18 protein-coding genes are annotated in these 15,960 nt (G+C 71.7%); 8 read left to right on the forward strand and 10 right to left on the reverse strand.

The window, feature by feature from the left end; genetic code table 11:
• Window positions 1–10: 10 nt before the first annotated feature.
• Window positions 11–739 carry an oxidoreductase gene (locus ACHAAC_RS08620; RefSeq protein WP_435715717.1) on the reverse strand — a complete coding sequence of 243 codons (729 nt, stop codon included), beginning with the start codon at window positions 737–739 and terminating at the stop codon, window positions 11–13.
• A 48-nt stretch (window positions 740–787) separates the two neighbouring features.
• Here ACHAAC_RS08620 and ACHAAC_RS08625 point away from each other — a divergent pair, with 48 nt between their 5' ends.
• From ACHAAC_RS08625 to ACHAAC_RS08645, 5 genes are all read left to right on the forward strand, one after another.
• The gene (locus ACHAAC_RS08625; RefSeq protein WP_435715718.1) at window positions 788–1,510 is read left to right on the forward strand and encodes a methyltransferase domain-containing protein; all 723 of its coding nucleotides are present in this window, start codon (window positions 788–790) and stop codon (window positions 1,508–1,510) included.
• On the forward strand, window positions 1,507–2,631 hold the full coding sequence (locus ACHAAC_RS08630) for a sensor histidine kinase (protein WP_435715719.1): 1,125 nt from the start codon (window positions 1,507–1,509) through the stop codon (window positions 2,629–2,631). The genes ACHAAC_RS08625 and ACHAAC_RS08630 overlap by 4 nt, the downstream gene beginning before the upstream one ends.
• Before the next feature lie 67 nt (window positions 2,632–2,698).
• Complete coding sequence (locus tag ACHAAC_RS08635) at window positions 2,699–3,490, forward strand: FkbM family methyltransferase (RefSeq protein ID WP_435715720.1); 792 nt, start codon at window positions 2,699–2,701, stop codon at window positions 3,488–3,490.
• 4 nt (window positions 3,491–3,494) lie between these two features.
• Window positions 3,495–4,706 carry a glycosyltransferase family 61 protein gene (locus tag ACHAAC_RS08640; protein ID WP_435715721.1) on the forward strand — a complete coding sequence of 404 codons (1,212 nt, stop codon included), beginning with the start codon at window positions 3,495–3,497 and terminating at the stop codon, window positions 4,704–4,706.
• A 19-nt stretch (window positions 4,707–4,725) separates the two neighbouring features.
• Complete coding sequence (locus ACHAAC_RS08645) at window positions 4,726–5,472, forward strand: FkbM family methyltransferase (protein ID WP_435715722.1); 747 nt, start codon at window positions 4,726–4,728, stop codon at window positions 5,470–5,472.
• A gap of 3 nt (window positions 5,473–5,475) precedes the next feature.
• Here ACHAAC_RS08645 and ACHAAC_RS08650 read toward each other — a convergent pair whose 3' ends face one another.
• Both ACHAAC_RS08650 and ACHAAC_RS08655 read right to left on the reverse strand, forming a co-directional pair.
• Window positions 5,476–6,072, reverse strand: coding sequence for a serine O-acetyltransferase (locus ACHAAC_RS08650; protein WP_435715723.1), 597 nt, complete (start codon window positions 6,070–6,072; stop codon window positions 5,476–5,478).
• A gap of 61 nt (window positions 6,073–6,133) precedes the next feature.
• Window positions 6,134–7,135: a class I SAM-dependent methyltransferase gene (locus ACHAAC_RS08655; protein WP_435715724.1), complete on the reverse strand. Its 1,002-nt coding sequence runs from the start codon at window positions 7,133–7,135 to the stop codon at window positions 6,134–6,136.
• A gap of 96 nt (window positions 7,136–7,231) precedes the next feature.
• On the opposite strand from ACHAAC_RS08655, the gene ACHAAC_RS08660 reads away from it, so the two are divergent.
• The gene (locus tag ACHAAC_RS08660) at window positions 7,232–8,509 is read left to right on the forward strand and encodes an oligosaccharide flippase family protein (RefSeq protein ID WP_435715725.1); all 1,278 of its coding nucleotides are present in this window, start codon (window positions 7,232–7,234) and stop codon (window positions 8,507–8,509) included.
• Here ACHAAC_RS08660 and ACHAAC_RS08665 read toward each other — a convergent pair.
• The 4 genes from ACHAAC_RS08665 to ACHAAC_RS08680 all read right to left on the reverse strand — a co-directional run bounded on the left by ACHAAC_RS08665 (window position 8,499) and on the right by ACHAAC_RS08680 (window position 11,892).
• Window positions 8,499–9,257, reverse strand: coding sequence for an SDR family NAD(P)-dependent oxidoreductase (locus ACHAAC_RS08665; protein ID WP_435715726.1), 759 nt, complete (start codon window positions 9,255–9,257; stop codon window positions 8,499–8,501). The two genes, ACHAAC_RS08660 and ACHAAC_RS08665, sit on opposite strands and share 11 nt — an antisense overlap.
• 76 nt (window positions 9,258–9,333) lie before the next feature.
• The gene (locus ACHAAC_RS08670) at window positions 9,334–10,692 is read right to left on the reverse strand and encodes a class I adenylate-forming enzyme family protein (RefSeq protein WP_435715727.1); all 1,359 of its coding nucleotides are present in this window, start codon (window positions 10,690–10,692) and stop codon (window positions 9,334–9,336) included.
• 4 nt (window positions 10,693–10,696) lie between these two features.
• Window positions 10,697–10,948 (reverse strand): acyl carrier protein, encoded by a 252-nt coding sequence (locus ACHAAC_RS08675; RefSeq protein ID WP_435715728.1) that lies wholly within the window; start codon window positions 10,946–10,948, stop codon window positions 10,697–10,699.
• 68 nt (window positions 10,949–11,016) lie between these two features.
• On the reverse strand, window positions 11,017–11,892 hold the full coding sequence (locus ACHAAC_RS08680) for an SAM-dependent methyltransferase (protein WP_435715729.1): 876 nt from the start codon (window positions 11,890–11,892) through the stop codon (window positions 11,017–11,019).
• A 175-nt stretch (window positions 11,893–12,067) separates the two neighbouring features.
• Here ACHAAC_RS08680 and ACHAAC_RS08685 point away from each other — a divergent pair, with 175 nt between their 5' ends.
• Window positions 12,068–12,826 (forward strand): FkbM family methyltransferase, encoded by a 759-nt coding sequence (locus ACHAAC_RS08685; protein WP_435715730.1) that lies wholly within the window; start codon window positions 12,068–12,070, stop codon window positions 12,824–12,826.
• A gap of 46 nt (window positions 12,827–12,872) precedes the next feature.
• Window positions 12,873–13,454, forward strand: coding sequence for a serine O-acetyltransferase (locus tag ACHAAC_RS08690; RefSeq protein ID WP_435715731.1), 582 nt, complete (start codon window positions 12,873–12,875; stop codon window positions 13,452–13,454).
• A gap of 12 nt (window positions 13,455–13,466) precedes the next feature.
• Here the strand turns inward: ACHAAC_RS08690 and ACHAAC_RS08695 are convergent, their stop codons facing one another.
• From ACHAAC_RS08695 to ACHAAC_RS08705, 3 genes are read right to left on the reverse strand one after another with little or no spacing between them, the layout of a single operon-like run.
• Entirely contained in the window at window positions 13,467–14,117 is a 651-nt protein-coding gene (locus ACHAAC_RS08695) for a CatB-related O-acetyltransferase (RefSeq protein ID WP_435715972.1), read from the reverse strand.
• A gap of 2 nt (window positions 14,118–14,119) precedes the next feature.
• Window positions 14,120–14,842, reverse strand: coding sequence for an FkbM family methyltransferase (locus tag ACHAAC_RS08700; RefSeq protein ID WP_435715732.1), 723 nt, complete (start codon window positions 14,840–14,842; stop codon window positions 14,120–14,122).
• Window positions 14,839–15,927, reverse strand: a complete 1,089-nt coding sequence (locus ACHAAC_RS08705) for a glycosyltransferase family 4 protein (protein WP_435715733.1) — start codon at window positions 15,925–15,927, stop codon at window positions 14,839–14,841. Before ACHAAC_RS08705 ends, ACHAAC_RS08700 begins: the two co-directional genes overlap by 4 nt.
• Between the last annotated feature and the right edge of the window lie 33 nt (window positions 15,928–15,960).

Genomic DNA, 15,960 nt, shown 5'->3' on the forward strand with positions numbered 1-15,960 from the left:
AGGACGTGAGTCAACGACGGGCGAGAGGAGAGGCCTCGGCTCCGCGGGCGAAGGCCTGCGAGGCGTAGCCCAGCCACTGGTTCACCCCGGCCGCGTCACCGCGACCGTAGGCCGTGAGTGCTGCGCGGTAGCCGTCGGGCTCGGCCGCGTGCCCGGCCTCGGGCACCGTGACGGAGGCGGGGTCGACCCCCCGCGCGACGACGACGAGTCGCTCCGCGGCCCGCGCGACGACGCCGTTGTGCGAGACGAACGCTCCCGCAGCGATGATCTCGGCGTGGACGAGCGCCGCGACCACCAGGGCCGGCGCCTGCGTCGGCAGCGCGAGCAGGCGCGCGAGCTCGGTGAGTCGGGCCACGCCCCCCGGCGAGGCCGGCCGGCCGAGGTCACCGTCACCGACCGACCCCGCGGCGGCGAGGGCGTGCAGCCGCGCCAGCACCTGGACCGGTGACCGGTTCCAGGTGGGGACCAGGCCCAGCAGCTCGGTGGACAGCCGCAGCCCGGCTCTGGCCGTCGCGTCACCGGCTCCGCCCGCGAGGGCCTCGGGGTCCACGTCGCTGCCCTCCAGTGACGCCGTGGCCGCCGCACCCAGCAGGAGCGAGCGGGCCGTGTCCTCCGGGCTGGAACGACGAAGCCCACGGTCACGCAGCAGCGAGTCGATGCCGTCACGGGTGGCCGCGAAGGCGGAGGGGACGCCCTCCATCGAGGCCGCGGCGATGAACGGGTCCGGCTGCTCTGACACGCCCGCAGGCTACCGGTGCCCATCGGCGGGGCCGGTAGCCTGCCTAGAGTGAGCCACTTCTTCGACCAGGACGCCGAGGACCGCCTCGACGGGGCGGACAGCCCCGCGTCCAGGGCGGCCAAGTGGCTGGTCGGCGGACGCCTCGCCTGCGTGCTGCACCTCGGGGACGGAGCCCTGGCCTACCGACTCAGCGACCAGGGCCACGACGTGGTGGTGGCCGGCCCCGACGTCAGCAGCGTGCGCAACCGCGACCTCAACTACGTCCGCACGAGCGACGAGACCCTGCCGTTCTCCGCCGACAGCTTCGACGCCGTCGTCTCGCCCCGGCTGGACGGCTCGGTGCGCGAGCTCTCCGAGATCGCCCGCGTGCTCAGGCACGACGGGCTGGTGTCGACGATCGCCAGAACCGATGACGACTCCATCCCGTGGATGCGCCGGCTCCGCGAGATCGTCGGACAGCGACCCACCTCCCCGCGTCGGCCCGACACGCTGAACGCCTCGGGCCTGTTCCACGAGCCGGAGGTCGAGGAGGTCGCCACCTGGGAGAGGCTCGACCGCGCCGGCCTGCTGCAGTACGCCAGGGCCACGGGGCGCACCGACCTCGACGACTCCACCCTGGCGCGCGTCCACGAGCTCTTCAGCACCAACGCCGGGCACACCGGCCACCTGAGGCTGCGCCAGGTCACCCGCTGCGTGCGGGCACGGGTCGACAAGAGCGAGGTCGCCGAGCAGCCGCCACCGCCGGACACGTTGCTGCTCGACTTCCGGTGAACCAGGTCGTCGTCGCCGTCGCCGGCGCGGCCGTCCTCGTCCTGGTGTGCGTGCTGCTCGCACGCCGGATGCTGCCGACCAGGCGCTCCCTCGGCTCGGCGGAGGACCGCGCCACGTACGAGACGCTGCACGCGGCCTCCCTCGCCGCACCGGCCCTCCGCGGTGGTCTCTCGCCCGACAGTGCCGCACGGTGCGTGCCCCACGTGCGCACTCTCCTGGGCACCGCGACGATCGCGATCACCGGGACGGGCGATCCCTTGGTCTGGGACGGTCCGGGGGAGGTCGGGGACGTCGCGCCGCTGGTCGACGCCGTCCTGGCCAGCGGAACCACGCAGGTGGCCGGGCAGGCCATCGTGGCTCCCCTGTCGGTCGAGGAGCGCGTCGTCGGCACACTCGTCGTGGTCGACGACGAGGCGTTCGCCGGGACGGTCCGCGCCACCACCGAGGTGGCCGCGTGGATGTCGACCCAGCTCGAGCTCGCCGAGCTCGACAAGTCCCGCACCGCCCTCATGGAGGCCGAGCTGCGGGCCCTGCGGGCGCAGATCTCGCCGCACTTCATCTACAACTCCCTCGGTGCGATCGCCTCGTTCGTGCGGACCGACCCGGAGCGCGCCCGCGAGCTCCTGCTGGAGTTCGCGGACTTCACGCGGTACTCCTTCCGGCAGCACGGTGACTTCACGACCCTGGCGGAGGAGCTGCGCTCCATCGAGCGCTACCTGGTCCTGGAGAAGGCCCGCTTCGGCGACCGTCTGCGCGTGGTGACCCGTGTGGCACCGGAGGTCCTGAGCGTGCGGCTGCCCTTCCTCACCGTGCAGCCGATCGTGGAGAACGCCGTCCGCCACGGCCTGGAGGCCAAGGACGGCACCGGCACCGTGACCGTGCTCGCCCTCGACGAGGGCACTGACTGCGTCATCTCCGTGGAGGACGACGGCGTCGGCGTCGAGCCGGAGACCGTGCGCTCCGCCCTGGCCGGAGCCGGCGACGTCGCGAGCGTCGGCCTGGCCAACGTCGACGAGCGGCTGCGGACGGTCTACGGCGACGAGCGCGGCATCGTGGTGGAGACCGGCCCCGGCCTGGGCACCAAGGTCACGCTGCGCATCCCGAAGTTCTCGCCGGCGTAACCCCGACCCACCGGCGGTGTTGGATGATGTGACGGCGGACGGTCCGTCGACTCCAGGAGGGGCATCCATGGGACTTCGCGGCGTCGCCTACACGGCCAGGCGGCTGCGGCAGTCGTTCACCCACTTCGAGAACGGCCGCGAGATCGTCACCCGCATGCTCCGGCCCGGCGACCTGACCTTTCGCACGCGCACGGGCACGACCCTGCACGTGCCGAACGCCGACGGGGCTCGGTTCCCGGTCTTCGAGGTCCATGCCGATGACGTCTACCGCATCGGCGACCTCGTGGACGGGCTGCGTGACGATGCCGTGGCGGTCGACATCGGCGCCCACGTCGGCAGCTTCTCCACGGCCGTGTGCGCGGCCCTCCCCCACGCCGTGGTCCACGCCTACGAGGCCTCACCCTCCACCGCGGACTGGTTGGAGCGCAACGTCGCCGCCAACGGGCTCGGGGAGCGCCTCCACGTCCACCGGGAGGCCGTCTCCGACCGCGACGGGACCCTGGGCCTCATCGACAACGGCCAGGCGAGCGCACACAACGGTCTGACCGCGCCGAACGGCCTGGGCAGCGTCGTGGAGGTTCCGTGCGTCTCCTTCGCCCGGGTGCACGCGGCCGCCGGCGGTCGGGTCGACCTGGTCAAGAGCGACGCGGAGGGAGCAGAGTACGGATTCATCCTGGACAGCGACCCGGCACTGTGGGCCGGCGTGCAGCGGATCGTGATGGAGTACCACCCCGTGGAGGGACGCTCCCTGAAGGACCTCGTCGACTACCTCGGTGCCACCGGTCTCGACCTCGTCCGCGACGAGCCCTCGCAGGACAAGCCCGGTCTCGGCAACGCCTGGTTCGCCCGGGCCACCTGACCCCATGACCCGCCTCCCCCCGGCCCTGCAGCCCCTGTGGCCCGCCGCCAAGGTCGTCCACCGCGCCGCGACCCGCTCGGTGGGCCGGGCCACCCGGTCCACGGGCGTCGGGGGCGATCGGGCCGTCCCGCGAACCGCCCTGCCGGACTCGCGCGCCACCACGGCCGCCGAGCCGGACCACGTCCGGATCCACGTCGGTGCCCCAGCCCAGGCGCTGCAGCGCCCAGCCGCGGAGGGTGGACCCGTGCCGCTGACGGTCTGGGACGAGGCCAGCAGCGTCGAGGTGCCCGAACGGTTCGTCCTCGCCGTGGATCACGGACGGCTCATCGGCGACTACGCGGCCACGGTCACGCCCGGCGGCATCCTGGACCTGCAGACCAGCCCATACTTCGGGATCCGCGGCTGGCACGAGCACCCGATCTACCTGCGCAGTCGCCTGCCGGAGACCACCCACCTGCCGGGGACGACGGCGTCCCTCGCCTCCCCCGCCTCGACGCGGAACTACTACCACTCGCTGATGGACGCCCTGCCCCGGTGGGCCGTCCTCACCGAGGCGCTGCCCGACGCCCGACCGGACCACGTCGTCGTCAGCCACCGCACCCGCTGGGACGCCCAGCTCGCCTCGCTCGTCGGCTTGGACCGCTTCCACCTGGTCGAGCCGGAGAAGCACCTGGCCGTGGACACCGACCGGCTCCTCGTGCCGTCCCTGAACAACGTCCGCAACCTCGCTCCCCGCTGGATCACCGACTGGTTGCGGCGGACCCTGCCCCCACGCGACGTCACCGGTCGGCCACGCCGGCTCTACGTCACGCGCGGGTCGGCGCCGAGGTCGCGCCGCTTGGTCCACGAGCCGGACCTCTGCCCACAGCTGGAGCGGATGGGCTTCACCCGGTTCGATCCCGGTGCGGTCACGGTGCAGGAGCAGATCGACCACTTCGCCGCCGCCGAGGTCGTCGTCGGTGTCCACGGGGCAGGCCTGGCGAACCTCAACTTCGCACCGGAGGGCGTCCGCGTCCTGGAGCTGTTCGCCCCCCGCTACGTGGACCCGGGCTACTGGGCGATCACCTCCAACATCACGGACTCCACCTACCGCTACCTCGTGGCGGACCCGGCGGAGCCGGGGCGACCGCAGCGGCGCATGAACCGGGTGCAGGACGACGTCGACCTCCCGGCCGACCGGGTGCTCGGCGCCGTCGAGGAGCTGCTGGCGACATGACGAACCAAGGAGCCCACCGATGACCGACCAGACGATGGCCAACCGTGCCCGCGAGAAGGCCAAGCTCGCCCTGCGCAAGGCGATGCAACGGGCCGACCTGGAGATCGGGCGTGGGTCGTTCGCCGGACGACTGGCCGCGACGCTCGACGCCCGGGACGTCGACACCGTGCTGGACGTCGGGGCCAACGTGGGACAGTACGCCGCACTGCTCCGCTCGGCCGGTTTCACGGGGCGGATCATCAGCTGCGAACCGTTGAGCGGCGCCTACGCCGAGCTCGGTCAGCGCGCGGCGAAGGACCCCCGCTGGACCGCCGTGAACACCGCGGTGGGTGCCGAGCCGGGTGAGATCACGATCAACGTCGCGGCGAACTCGTTCTCGTCCTCGGTCCGCGACATGACCGACGCCCATCTGCGGGCCGCCCCGGGGTCCGGCTACGTCTCGAGCGAGCGGGTCCCGCTCACGACGGTGGCCGAGCTGGTCGCCGAGCAGCGCGTCGACCCGACGCGCTGCCTGCTCAAGATCGACACCCAGGGCTTCGAGGACGAGGTACTGCGGGGTGCCGGCGGCCTCGTGGGCACGCTGGCGGCGGTCCAGCTGGAGCTGTCGTTCGTCGAGCTCTATGCCGGTCAGTCCCTCTTCGACGAGCTCGTGGCGCGCATGGCCGCTCTCGGCTACCGCATCCAGCAGCTCGACCCGGGCATCTCCGACCGCGACGGCCGCCTCCTGCAGGTCGACGGCGTGTTCGTGCTCGCCACCGACGGGTGAGCCTCAGCCGGCAGGGGCCTCGCCCGGCTCACGCGTGCCGACCACCCGGGCCGGCGCCGCCGAGACGACGGTGTACGGCGCGACGTCACGGGCCACCAATGCGTTCGCGCCGATGACGGCGCCGTCACCGATCGTGACCCCCCCGACCACCACCGCGTGCGTCCCGATGAACACGTCGTCACCGATGACCGTGTAGCGAGGCTCCGTCTGGTCCATGGGCTGCGGGCCGAGCACCACGCCCAGGTGGATCTTGCAGTTGGACCCGATGACCACCCTGGCGCCGATCCCCACGCCCACCGAGTGCGCCAGGTACAGGCCCGGGCCGATCGTCGCCAGCGGGTTGAGCTCGGCACCGGAGATCCGGATCGTGCGCGAGCGCATGAGCAGTGCGATGGGCAGCAGGCCCCTCGTGGCCAGCGCGTGAGCCACCCGGTAGGCGATCACGGCGCGGACGTTGGCACTGAAGAGTGTCTTGACCGCCGCCCTGGCCCAGAAGTGCGCCGGGGAGTAGAGGCGGAAGTTCGGGTGCGTCGTGGCCTCGATGTCGGACCTGATCAGGTCCGACAGGGGCAGCTCCTGCGCGACGGGCGGACGTTCCACGGTGACGACTCTCCTCAGGACGGACGATCGGGGCGGGGCGAACAGGGCGGGGCGAACGACGTCAGCCGCGGCGGCGCAGCCACAGCGACGAGGGAGGGTTGGGGTCCTCGTCCACCCTCCGGTAGTCGTCGAAGCGATCCTGCAAGGCCGACTCGTCATCGTGCCGCAGCAGCGGGGTGGAGAGCAGCACCTCGAACGCCGAGTTGAAGGCGAGGAAGGCCTGGACCACCATCGCCTCGTTCCAGTAGACCGGCCACCGCTCACCGAACAGCCACGTGTCGGCCGGGTAGGGCGTGTTGTAGGGGAAGTGGACGTCGTGGACGTGCACGAGGACCCCGGGCTTGACGCGCGGCACGACCTCCATGAACAGGTAGGCCACGTCGCTGTCGATCTTGAGCGCGTGCGAGGAGTCGATGAACAGGACGTCGCCGGCCTCCAGCTGGTCGAATCGCTCCAGCGGGACGTCCTGCACGAAGCCCTGGACGAGCTCGAAGTCGGGCAGGCGCTGGAGGGCGTCGAAGGGGTACGGCTCGATGCAGGTGATCGACAGCGGCGCGCCGTCCTCCGCGTTCCTGGCCGCAGCCAATGACGCGTAGTAGGTGGAGAGCCCCGAGCCGACCTCGAGGTAGCGGCGCGGACGGTGCTCGCGCAGCAGGTAGTAGAGCGTGCGGGCATCGAAGGCGGGGTAGCCGGGGCCGAAGCCGCGGGCGGTGTTGGCCGCGTAGCTGCCGGCCACGGTGGCGAACTCCTTCTCCCAGCGGTCCGCGAGGTCACCGAGAAGGGTGCGCATCGCCGGGACGTCGACCTCCACGCCCGTCAGGGGACTCGGCCGGTCCCACCGCTCCCGGGTCTGCTCGATCTCCGAGAGCACCGGCAGCGTCGAGTAGTAGTCCGTCCTTTTCACCACGTTCAGGCCCAGCCGCCCGAGCGCCCCGTGCACCGCGCGCACGCGCGCACGGCGAAGGCCGAAGACTGCGCGGTCGAGCCGCTCGACCACCGTGGAGGGCAGGATCCGCGCGGCCCGCTGCTTCAGGGAGGTGGGCGATGGGGCAGGAAGGTCCACGCGCAGCATCCTACGCATCGCCGCCGGCGGTCGAGGGGGATTGCCGATCCCCGCGGTCGCCGGTGAGCGGCGCCCGGGATGAGTAGGGTTCGGAGGGTGTCGGAGGTATGGAGACCGGGCGCCCCAGCCCCCCGTCAGATCAGGGACCGATTCGCCTTCCTGCTCATCGTCGGCGCGACCTTCGGCCTGCAGGCCCTGACCCTCGTCACCGGCATCATCATCGCCCGCACCCTCGGCGTCGAGGGCCGAGGCACCGTCGCCCTGGTCTTCGCCCTGGGACTGCTGGCGAGTCAGCTGACGTTCGGCGGCAGCCCACCGATCGCCCTGGCCAAGAACCTGGCGGAGCGTCAGGTCGCGGCCCGCGACGGGCTGCGCGGCATCGTGCGACGGCGAGCCGTCCTGCTGCTGCCCCCGAGCCTGGCCGTGGCCGCCCTGTTCCTGCTCATGGACGGTGGTGACCCCGGGACGCAGACGTGGGTCCTCGCGGGGGCGGTCGGCGTGATGGCCCTGCAGACGATGATCTTCCGCCTTCTCGCCGGCGGCCTGCAGGGTGAACGACGCATCCTGAGCATGGCCTGGGTCAGCGTGATGCCACAGCTGTTGTTCGCCGTGGCACTCTCCGTCGCCTGGGTGGCAGGCTGGGGGTGGGACGTCATGGACATGCTCGTCGCCTACTTCGTGTCGTGCCTGGTCGGGATCGTGCTGTCCTTCGCGTGCCTGGCTCGACCCACCCACCGCGTCGCCGATCGGCTGGACGAGAGCACGCTGTGGCAGGAGTCCCGCCGCAGCTACCTGAGCAGCGTCCGTCCCCTGGACGGGCTGGGCCTGGACCGCGTCGTGGTCGGCGGCGCCATGAGCCTGTCGGCGCTCGGTCTCTACTCCGCCGCGACGGCCGTCTCCAACCTCTGCAGCCTGGTGAGCAACGCCGTCGCCGTGGTCGTGCTGCCCCGCGTCGCCCTCCATCACGACGAGCCCGTGAAGCAGGCCGCCGTGATCCGGCGCTGGCTGCTGATCAGCGTGGGTCTCGTCGTCACGACCGTCGCGATGCTCCAGGTGCTCGTCGAGCCGATCATCCGTCTGGCGTTCGGGACGGAGTTCGTCGGAGCGGTGGAGTGCGCCCGCTGGCTCATCGTCGCCGACGGGCTGATGGCCGTGCGCAAGGTCATGATCGCCATGCTGCAGGGCCAGGGCCGCGGCGCCGCAGCATCCTGGGTTGAGCTGGCGTTGCTGCCCCTCATGCTCGCCGGCATCGTGACGGCAGCCGCGGTGGGCAGCCTCGTCGGGGTCGGCGTGGCCCTGACGGCCGTCGGCGTGCTGGCCTGCTCGGCGCTCGGCTGGCTGGTGGCCGGAGGCGGGCGGCGCGTCAGCTCGTGAGGCCGCCGTCGACCACGAGCACCTGACCGGTGAGGTAGGTGTTGCGCGGATCGGTGAGGAACTGGCAGACACGAGCGATGTCGTCGGGCTCGCCCAGGCGGCCGGAGGGGGTGCGCCGCACGATCTGGTCCAGCTGACCGCCGTCGAGCCCGTGACTCATCTCCGTGCGCAGGTAGCCCGGGGCGATGCCGTTCACGGTGATCCCCCGGGAGCCGAGCTCGCGCGCCATCGAGCGCGTGAGACCGTCCAACGCCGCCTTGGTGGCGCTGTAGACGCCGAGACCGCGATAGCCGGACCGGCCCACGATCGAGGAGATGTTCACGATGCTGCCGGAGCGCCGTGCGAGCATGCGCCGGCTCACCAGCCGCGACATGTACAGCGTGCCCTTGATGTTGAGGTCGACGACGAGGTCGATGTCCTCGTCGGTGGCCATCGCGAGGATGCCGTCCCGGGCGACACCGGCGTTGTTGACGAGGACGTCGACACGCCCCCATCGCTCGATGACCGCATCGACGAACGCCTTGGCGTCGTCGGCCACGGACAGATCCGCCCGCTGGAAGAGGAACCGGTCGGGGTGCTGCGACACCCAAGCCTCCACCTCGGCGGTCGAGGATCGCGAGCAGGTCGCGACGAGATCACCCGAGGCGAGGTAGGACTCCACGATCCCGGCGCCGAGGCCACGGCTCCCACCGGTCACGACGACGACCCGAGGCTCACTGCTCTCGTTCACTCGCTGGCGCTCGCTCATGCGATCACGTCCTCAGAACAACCACCGTAGGAACGTGTTCGCACGAGATGCCCCCTGGTCACTCGCTGGCGCTCGCTCATTGGGCCTGCCTCCTGAGGATCTTCCCGCCGGACGTGCTGATGTCGTCGACGAAGGTGATGCTGCGCGGCCGGGCGGCGGGCAGCAGGTCGTCGCACGCGTCGCGCAGGGCCTGCTTGAGCGCTGCCTGGTCCGCACCCGGGGCGGGGACCACCTCCAGGGCGACGATCGCCCCGGTCATCGGGTTCGGTCGGCCGTAGACACGGGCCATGTCGACGCCGGGGACGCCGCTCACGCGCTCCTCGATGGGCAGGGGGTGCACCTTGACGCCACCGACGTTGATGATCTCCGACGATCGGCCACGGAACTGCACCCGGTCGCCGACGACCTCCACGAGGTCACCGGTCGGTCGCCACCCGTCCTCGTCGACGGGCGCATCGCCGTAGTAGCCCAGCATCCCGATCCGGGACTTGATCCACATCTCCCCGTCCTGGACCTTCAGCTGCACGGGGGCGTCCGGCCCGCGCTCCAGCACCGACGCCGGAAGACCGGGTGCGTCGTCGCCGGTGGAGCTGGTGGTCCCCACCTCCGTCGACCCGTAGATCTGCGAGATCGAGGCCTCCGGGAAGGCCTCGCGCAAGGCCCCCAGCAGGTGGCCGGGCACAGCCTCCCCGCCCATCGTCACCTGTCGGGGCGAGGGCGCCGGAAGACCGTCAGCGCGCATGTCGGCCAGGACGAAGCGCCAGTACGTCGGCGTCGCGCTCACGTGCGTGACGTCGTGCTCGCGCATCGCCGCGAGTCCCTCGCGCGGACGCCGCGGGGTGGGCGCGACCAGCGTCGCACCTGAGGCGAAGACGTGGATGAGCACCTGCTGACCGCCGAACTGGTGCAGCCCATAGGCCAGCAACCAACGCTGACCGGCCCCGGACCGGGTGTGCTCCGTCGTGCGGAGCAGCCGGCTCCAGTCGTGCATGGCGCCCTTCGGGGCCCCGGTCGTCCCCGTGGTGAGCACGATGTGCGGACGGCGCGGCGGCGTGTCCGGCAGGCTCGACACGTCCGGTCCGTGCAGCACGTCGGCCGAGGTCAGCACCTGCACGTCGAGCCCGTCGAGGTCCGTGCGATCGGAGACCACGACGTCGTGGTCGAAGCGTTCGGCCAGCTCCCCGACGGCCTCCGCCGGCACCGGCGGGTACTGGCACGCCTCGGCGCCCACGAGGGCGGCCGCGGCCAGCAGGGGCAACGACACGTCAGCCTCGTGGTCGAGGATGGCGAAGCGGGTGACCCCGTGGTGCACGAGCCCGGCGGCCGCTCGCAGCGAGGCGTCGCGCAGCTCGGCGTAGGACGTCCGGCCCGCACCGGTGACCAGGGCCGGGCGGTCGGGATCCTGCGTCGCGACCCGCTCGAAGAGCTCGATCAACGCGTCAGGCCTGCGCGGCGGCGCCGTCGTAGAAGGCGATGATCTCGCCCAGCGTCTGCGGCATCTGGCCCTCGGAGTACGGGTCGGTGCCGAAGTCGTCCTCGAGCACGGCCGACAGCTCGGCGGTCTCCAGCGAGTCCAGGCCGGCGCCGTCGGCGTACAGCGGGGTCGAGGCGTCGAAGTCGTCGGGGAGCTTCGCGGCGCTGGACAGGAAGCCGCGGACGGTCTGCTCGACGCTGGCTGGGCTGCTGGTCATGGCGTGGGCTCCTTGGGGGCTGGACCGGGCTTCCGAGCGGGCGATCTCAGGTCTGAGTGGTGAGCAGGCTACACGAGCCGGACCGCCCCGATCAGGCCATAACCGAATGTTCCATCGCGCCACAGTCCCTCCAACAGGTCGCACGACCGCAGGAAGGCCTCATGACCTGCCTCACCGAGCAGGTCGGTCACCTCGTCATGGTGCTCGGCGGCATTGGCACGCCACCGGTCGAAGGTGGGCAGCGTGGCGCGGGTGAGGTCCTCGCGCACGTCGACGGTGAGGCCGTTCGCCTCGGCTGTCTCGGCGTAGTAGTCCAGGCTCTCGAAGTGGGCGTCCCCGAACCACTCGCGCAGCATCGCGAAGTCGGCGCGGCGCGCTCGGACCTCGGCGAAGGGGATCTCCCGCCACCGCAGGATGTCGCACAGCACCATCCGGCCGCCCGGCCGAAGGACGCGGGCGCACTCGGAGACGAGCGCTTCCCGATCGCGCATCAGGTGGGCGGACTCCATGACCCAGACGACGTCGAAGCTGGAGTCCGGGAACGCGTTGTCCGTGCCGTCCCGCTGCTCGAAGGACACCGCGTCGATGCCCTGCTCGGCGCTCAAGGCGCGAGCGGTCTGCACACCGACCCGGCTCGTCGTGATGCCCACGACGTCGACGCCGTGCTCGGTGGCCAGGCGCCGCGCCGGAGCTCCCGTCCCGCAGCCGACGTCGAGCACGCGGGAACCCGGAGGAGGCCCCTGGGGGGAGCCCAGGCGGGCGGCCCCGATCATGTGTCGGGTCAACGCGGCGGTGCCGGCCTCCAGCGACTCGTCCCCCTGCTCGAAGACCCCGTAGTGCAGCTCGTCGCCGAGGATCAACCGCCAGGCTGCGGTCACCTTGTCGTAGACGGCGGCAGGGTCGTACTGGACGGCTTCGGCACGAGAGGATGTCGAGTCGCTCATGGCGGCATCCTTCCACGAAACCTTTTAGGCGGGCCATGGAACCGGCACCGGTCGGGGCCGGGATCGAAGGCCCCGTAGTGCCACCCAGCAGGCTCCGGGGCGGGTATCCTCCGGTCTGTGGAAGGACCGCGCCAGACATCGGCGACGGACCGGCGTCGTCCGAGAGGGGCCCTGCGTGGATGAGGCGTTGCTGCGTGCCCAGCACGGTGAGGACCGGCTCCTCGCCGACCGCTTCGCGGGCAGGCGCCGCGGGTACTTCGTGGAGGTCGGGGCGCTCGACGGCGACGAGCTGAGCAACACCTTCTACTTCGAGAAGGCCCTCGGATGGACCGGCGTCCTGGTCGAGGCCAACCCGGTCCAGGCCGCGTCGTGCCGCAGGAACCGACCCGAGTCCCACGTGGCCGGGGTCGCCGCGGTCGCACCGGGCCAGGAGGGCACCGTCGTGCTTGAGGTCGCGGACGGGCACGCCGGCTTCTCCACTCTCTCCGCCAGCCGCACCTACCACCGGATCCTGCAGGAGCGCGGCATCAGCACGACGCCGGTGGAGGTCCCCGCCACGACGCTCGACTCGGTTCTGGAGCAGGCCGGAGCACGGGCGATCGACTTCGTGACGATCGACGTCGAGGGACACGAGCGGGCCGTGCTGGCCGGCTTCGACCTGCGCCGCTGGCGACCGGAGGTCATCCTCCTGGAGAGCGCCTCGGGGGCCCCGGACCCCCGGATCTCCTGGACGCTGTTCCGTGCCGGGTACGCCCGGGTGCGGCGGGTCGTGGTCAACGACTGGTACGAGGCCCGGCCGCTCCCGGCACGCGTCGGACGACTCGTCGCGGCCTACGTCGTGTCGCTGCCGGTCATGGCGCGGATCCTCGCCCGGGAGGCGCTCCGGGCGCTCGGCCTGCTCGAGCCCCTCCGCCGACGACGCCACGGACGTTGAGCACCCGATCATGCCCGCCCCCGGTGAACCAGGAGACCCCACGACGATGACCGATGCCGACTTCGGTGACGACCTGACCTTCACGGAGCTGGTGTTCTCGGACTTCCGGCGCTATCGGGACGTCGATGCGACCTGGTTCCTGGTGCTCACCCGCGCCGTCATGCTCCAGGGTCTCGCCGCGACCATCCTGCTGCGCGCCCAGCAGCGTCTGCACGCTCGCGGCCACGTGAAGACCCCCTCCCTCCTGCGCTCGGTGGCGAACGTCGTGTGGGCGGTGGATCTCGTGCCCGGGATGCGCGTGGGCCCGGGGCTGTACATGCCGCACCCGATGGGCATCGTGATCGGCGGACGTCGATGCCGCATCGGGGCCGACGTGACGATCCTTCAGGGCGTCACGGCCGGCGCCCGTCAGCCCGGCGGTCCCGAGCACGGCTTCCCCACCATCGGCGACGGGGCGATCATCTCGGCCCACGCGGTCCTGCTGGACGACGTGACGATCGGACGAGATGCTCTCGTCGGGGCGAACACCGTCGTGGTCAAGGACGTCGAGGAGCGAGCCATCGTCCTCGGCGTCCCGGCCAAGCGCATCGGCACGCGCGAGCCCAGTGACGCCCGGCCGCTCGACTGAGATCGGTCGGACTCAGGTCTGCTCCGTGTCACGAGCCGGGTCGTGACGGGCGATGAAGCCGGCGACGTCGGGGCTGTTGATCTCGTGCCCGAACCGGGCGAGCTTGTCCTGCGGCCAGTCCCACCACGCGATGCGCAACAGTGCCTCCCGGGTCGGCTCGTCGAAGCGGTACCGGATGTGCCGCGCCGGGTTGCCCCCGACGATCGAGTACGGCTCGACGTCGCGCGAGACCACCGCTCGCGCTGCCACGACCGCTCCGTGGCCGATGCTGACCCCGGACATGACGATCGCCTGGTAGGCGATCCACACGTCACTGCCGATCCGGACCGGCCCCCTGGAGAAGACGCGATCCCGCTGGACGGTCAAGGCGCCCTCTGCGTAGTCGAAGTGGCCCACGCCCACCCAGTCCACGTGGTGCAGGCCGCCCTGGAAGATCGTGACGCTGTGGTGGATGGCGCTCCACCGGCCGACCGTCACGGGCTCGCCGTCGGTGTCGAAGAACTGCACCAGTCGCATCGGGGCCCACGTCGGCTCCTGTCGCTCGATCTGGCGTCGTGGGTCGCCGGGACGGTTGACCTCGACCCCGTCCACCCAGATGCGGACGCGCCGCGCGACGGCCTCGCGCCAACGTTCGCGTCGGGTCTGCGGAGGCCCACCCCACATCGTCACCGATCCGCTCCTCTCACGAAGACACCGTCGATCTGCAGGATCTCTCCGGTCGGGGCAGCGTAGCCCTGCTCCACGACGGCGAGGTGGAATCCGTGGTCGTAGGCCCACGACACGGCCTCGTCGACGAGCATCCCACCCTCGTACAGGGGGACGAAGGACAGCTCCAGCTGCAGGCCGACGCACCGGGACACGACGTCGGGACCGCCGGCGAGCACGCTGCGCTCGAAGCCCTGGGTGTCGACCTTCAGGAACGGCGCCCGGTGGCCGTCGACCAACCCGCCCACCTCCGCGTCGAGCGTGGACATGGTGATCGACTCCGTGCCGACGTACTGCACCTGGGGCGCGGCGGCCAGGTGCTCCCCACGCATCGGGAGCAGGGAGCTGCTGGTCCGGTTCGAGGCGACGTTGATCGTGGCCACGCCGGGCTGCTCGCCGAGCGCCACCGGACGCGCCGACCACGCCGGGTCGGCGGCGACCTGCTCCTGCAGCGCCTCGTGGGCTTCCCGCCGAGGCTCGAAGGAGACGATCTCGCCCTGGTAGCCGAAGGAGCGCAGCTCGCGTGCGTACCCGCCGTCAGCCGCGCCGACGTCCAGGACGAGATCGACGCCGCGCGCCTCGAGCAGCGACTGGCGACGGCGCGCGGGGTGGCGCCTCAGCTCGAATCCTCGCCGGCCCAGCCGCGTGGCCACCGCCCGGACCGCTCGTTGCCTGGCGCTCATCGACCAGCCTCCTCGTGACGTCGGGCTCGGCGGCGTGCCAGGCGCGCCTCGAGCTGCTCATGCAGGTTCTGTGCCCAGAGCGTCGGGGTCATCCGGCTGCCGAGGGCGCGGCTGCCGTCGGACATCGCCTTGAGGCGGGCGTCGCCGGTCGTGGACAACCTCACCATGGCCTCCACGAGGGCGTCCACGTCCCCGGCGGGGAAGGCCCAGCCGTTGAACCCGTCCTGCAGCAGGTGCGGCGCGGCCCCCACCCCGTCGGAGCAGATGATCGGCAGCCCCGCGACAGCGGCCTCGTGCACCACCACGCCGTACCACTCGATGTGCGACGGCAGCAGGAAGCCGGAGGCCCGGTGCATGAGCCCGGCGAGGTCGGACGGCTGCACGAAACCGTGCAGCGTGACGCCGTCCAGGCCGTCGAGGTCCGTGCGCAACGGCCCGTCACCGGCGACGTCGAGATCCCACGGGTCGTCGACGAGCGAGCGGTAGCGGCGGTAGGCCTCGGCGAGCTCGGTCGGGGCCTTGTGCCAGATGAGCCGGCCGGTGAACAGGAAGCGTCGATGCGACGCCAGCTCGGCACCGTCACGCGCACCGCGCTCGAAGACCGGCGTGTCGGCGGAGTTGGCACCGCGGATGAAGTCCGTGAAGCCGATCCGGCGCGCGAACAGCTCCGAGCGCTCACCAGGCACCCAGGCCGTGTCGAACAACGGCAGGACGTAGGGGCGACCGGCCACGAGGCTCGCCCACTGCTTGGCGCTGCCGTGCCAGAAGTTGCTGGTGAAGAGGACGCGGTGGGCGCGGCCCTTCATGGCCCGCATGACCGCGCGGTAGCCCTTGCCGTCCCACGACCACATGATCACGACGTCGGGGTCGAAGGCGTCGACGATGGGCACCAGCTCGCCGGGAGCGGGCATCTCGTCGTCCCAGACGACGCGTTGCACGTCCTGGGCGAACGCCGCCTCGTCGAACGGGGCGAACGACATCGAGGCCGGGTGGACCATGAGCAGGTCGTCACCCAGCGCCGTGAGCTCACGGAAGCAGGCGTCTTGGTAGGCCGTCAGGCCGGTCATCAGGACGGCGATGCGCACAGGCGACACCTCATCTGTCGGGGGACGCTCCCT

It is taken from the genome of Aeromicrobium sp. CF4.19, from assembly GCF_051262555.1.
Taxonomy (GTDB): domain Bacteria; phylum Actinomycetota; class Actinomycetes; order Propionibacteriales; family Nocardioidaceae; genus Aeromicrobium.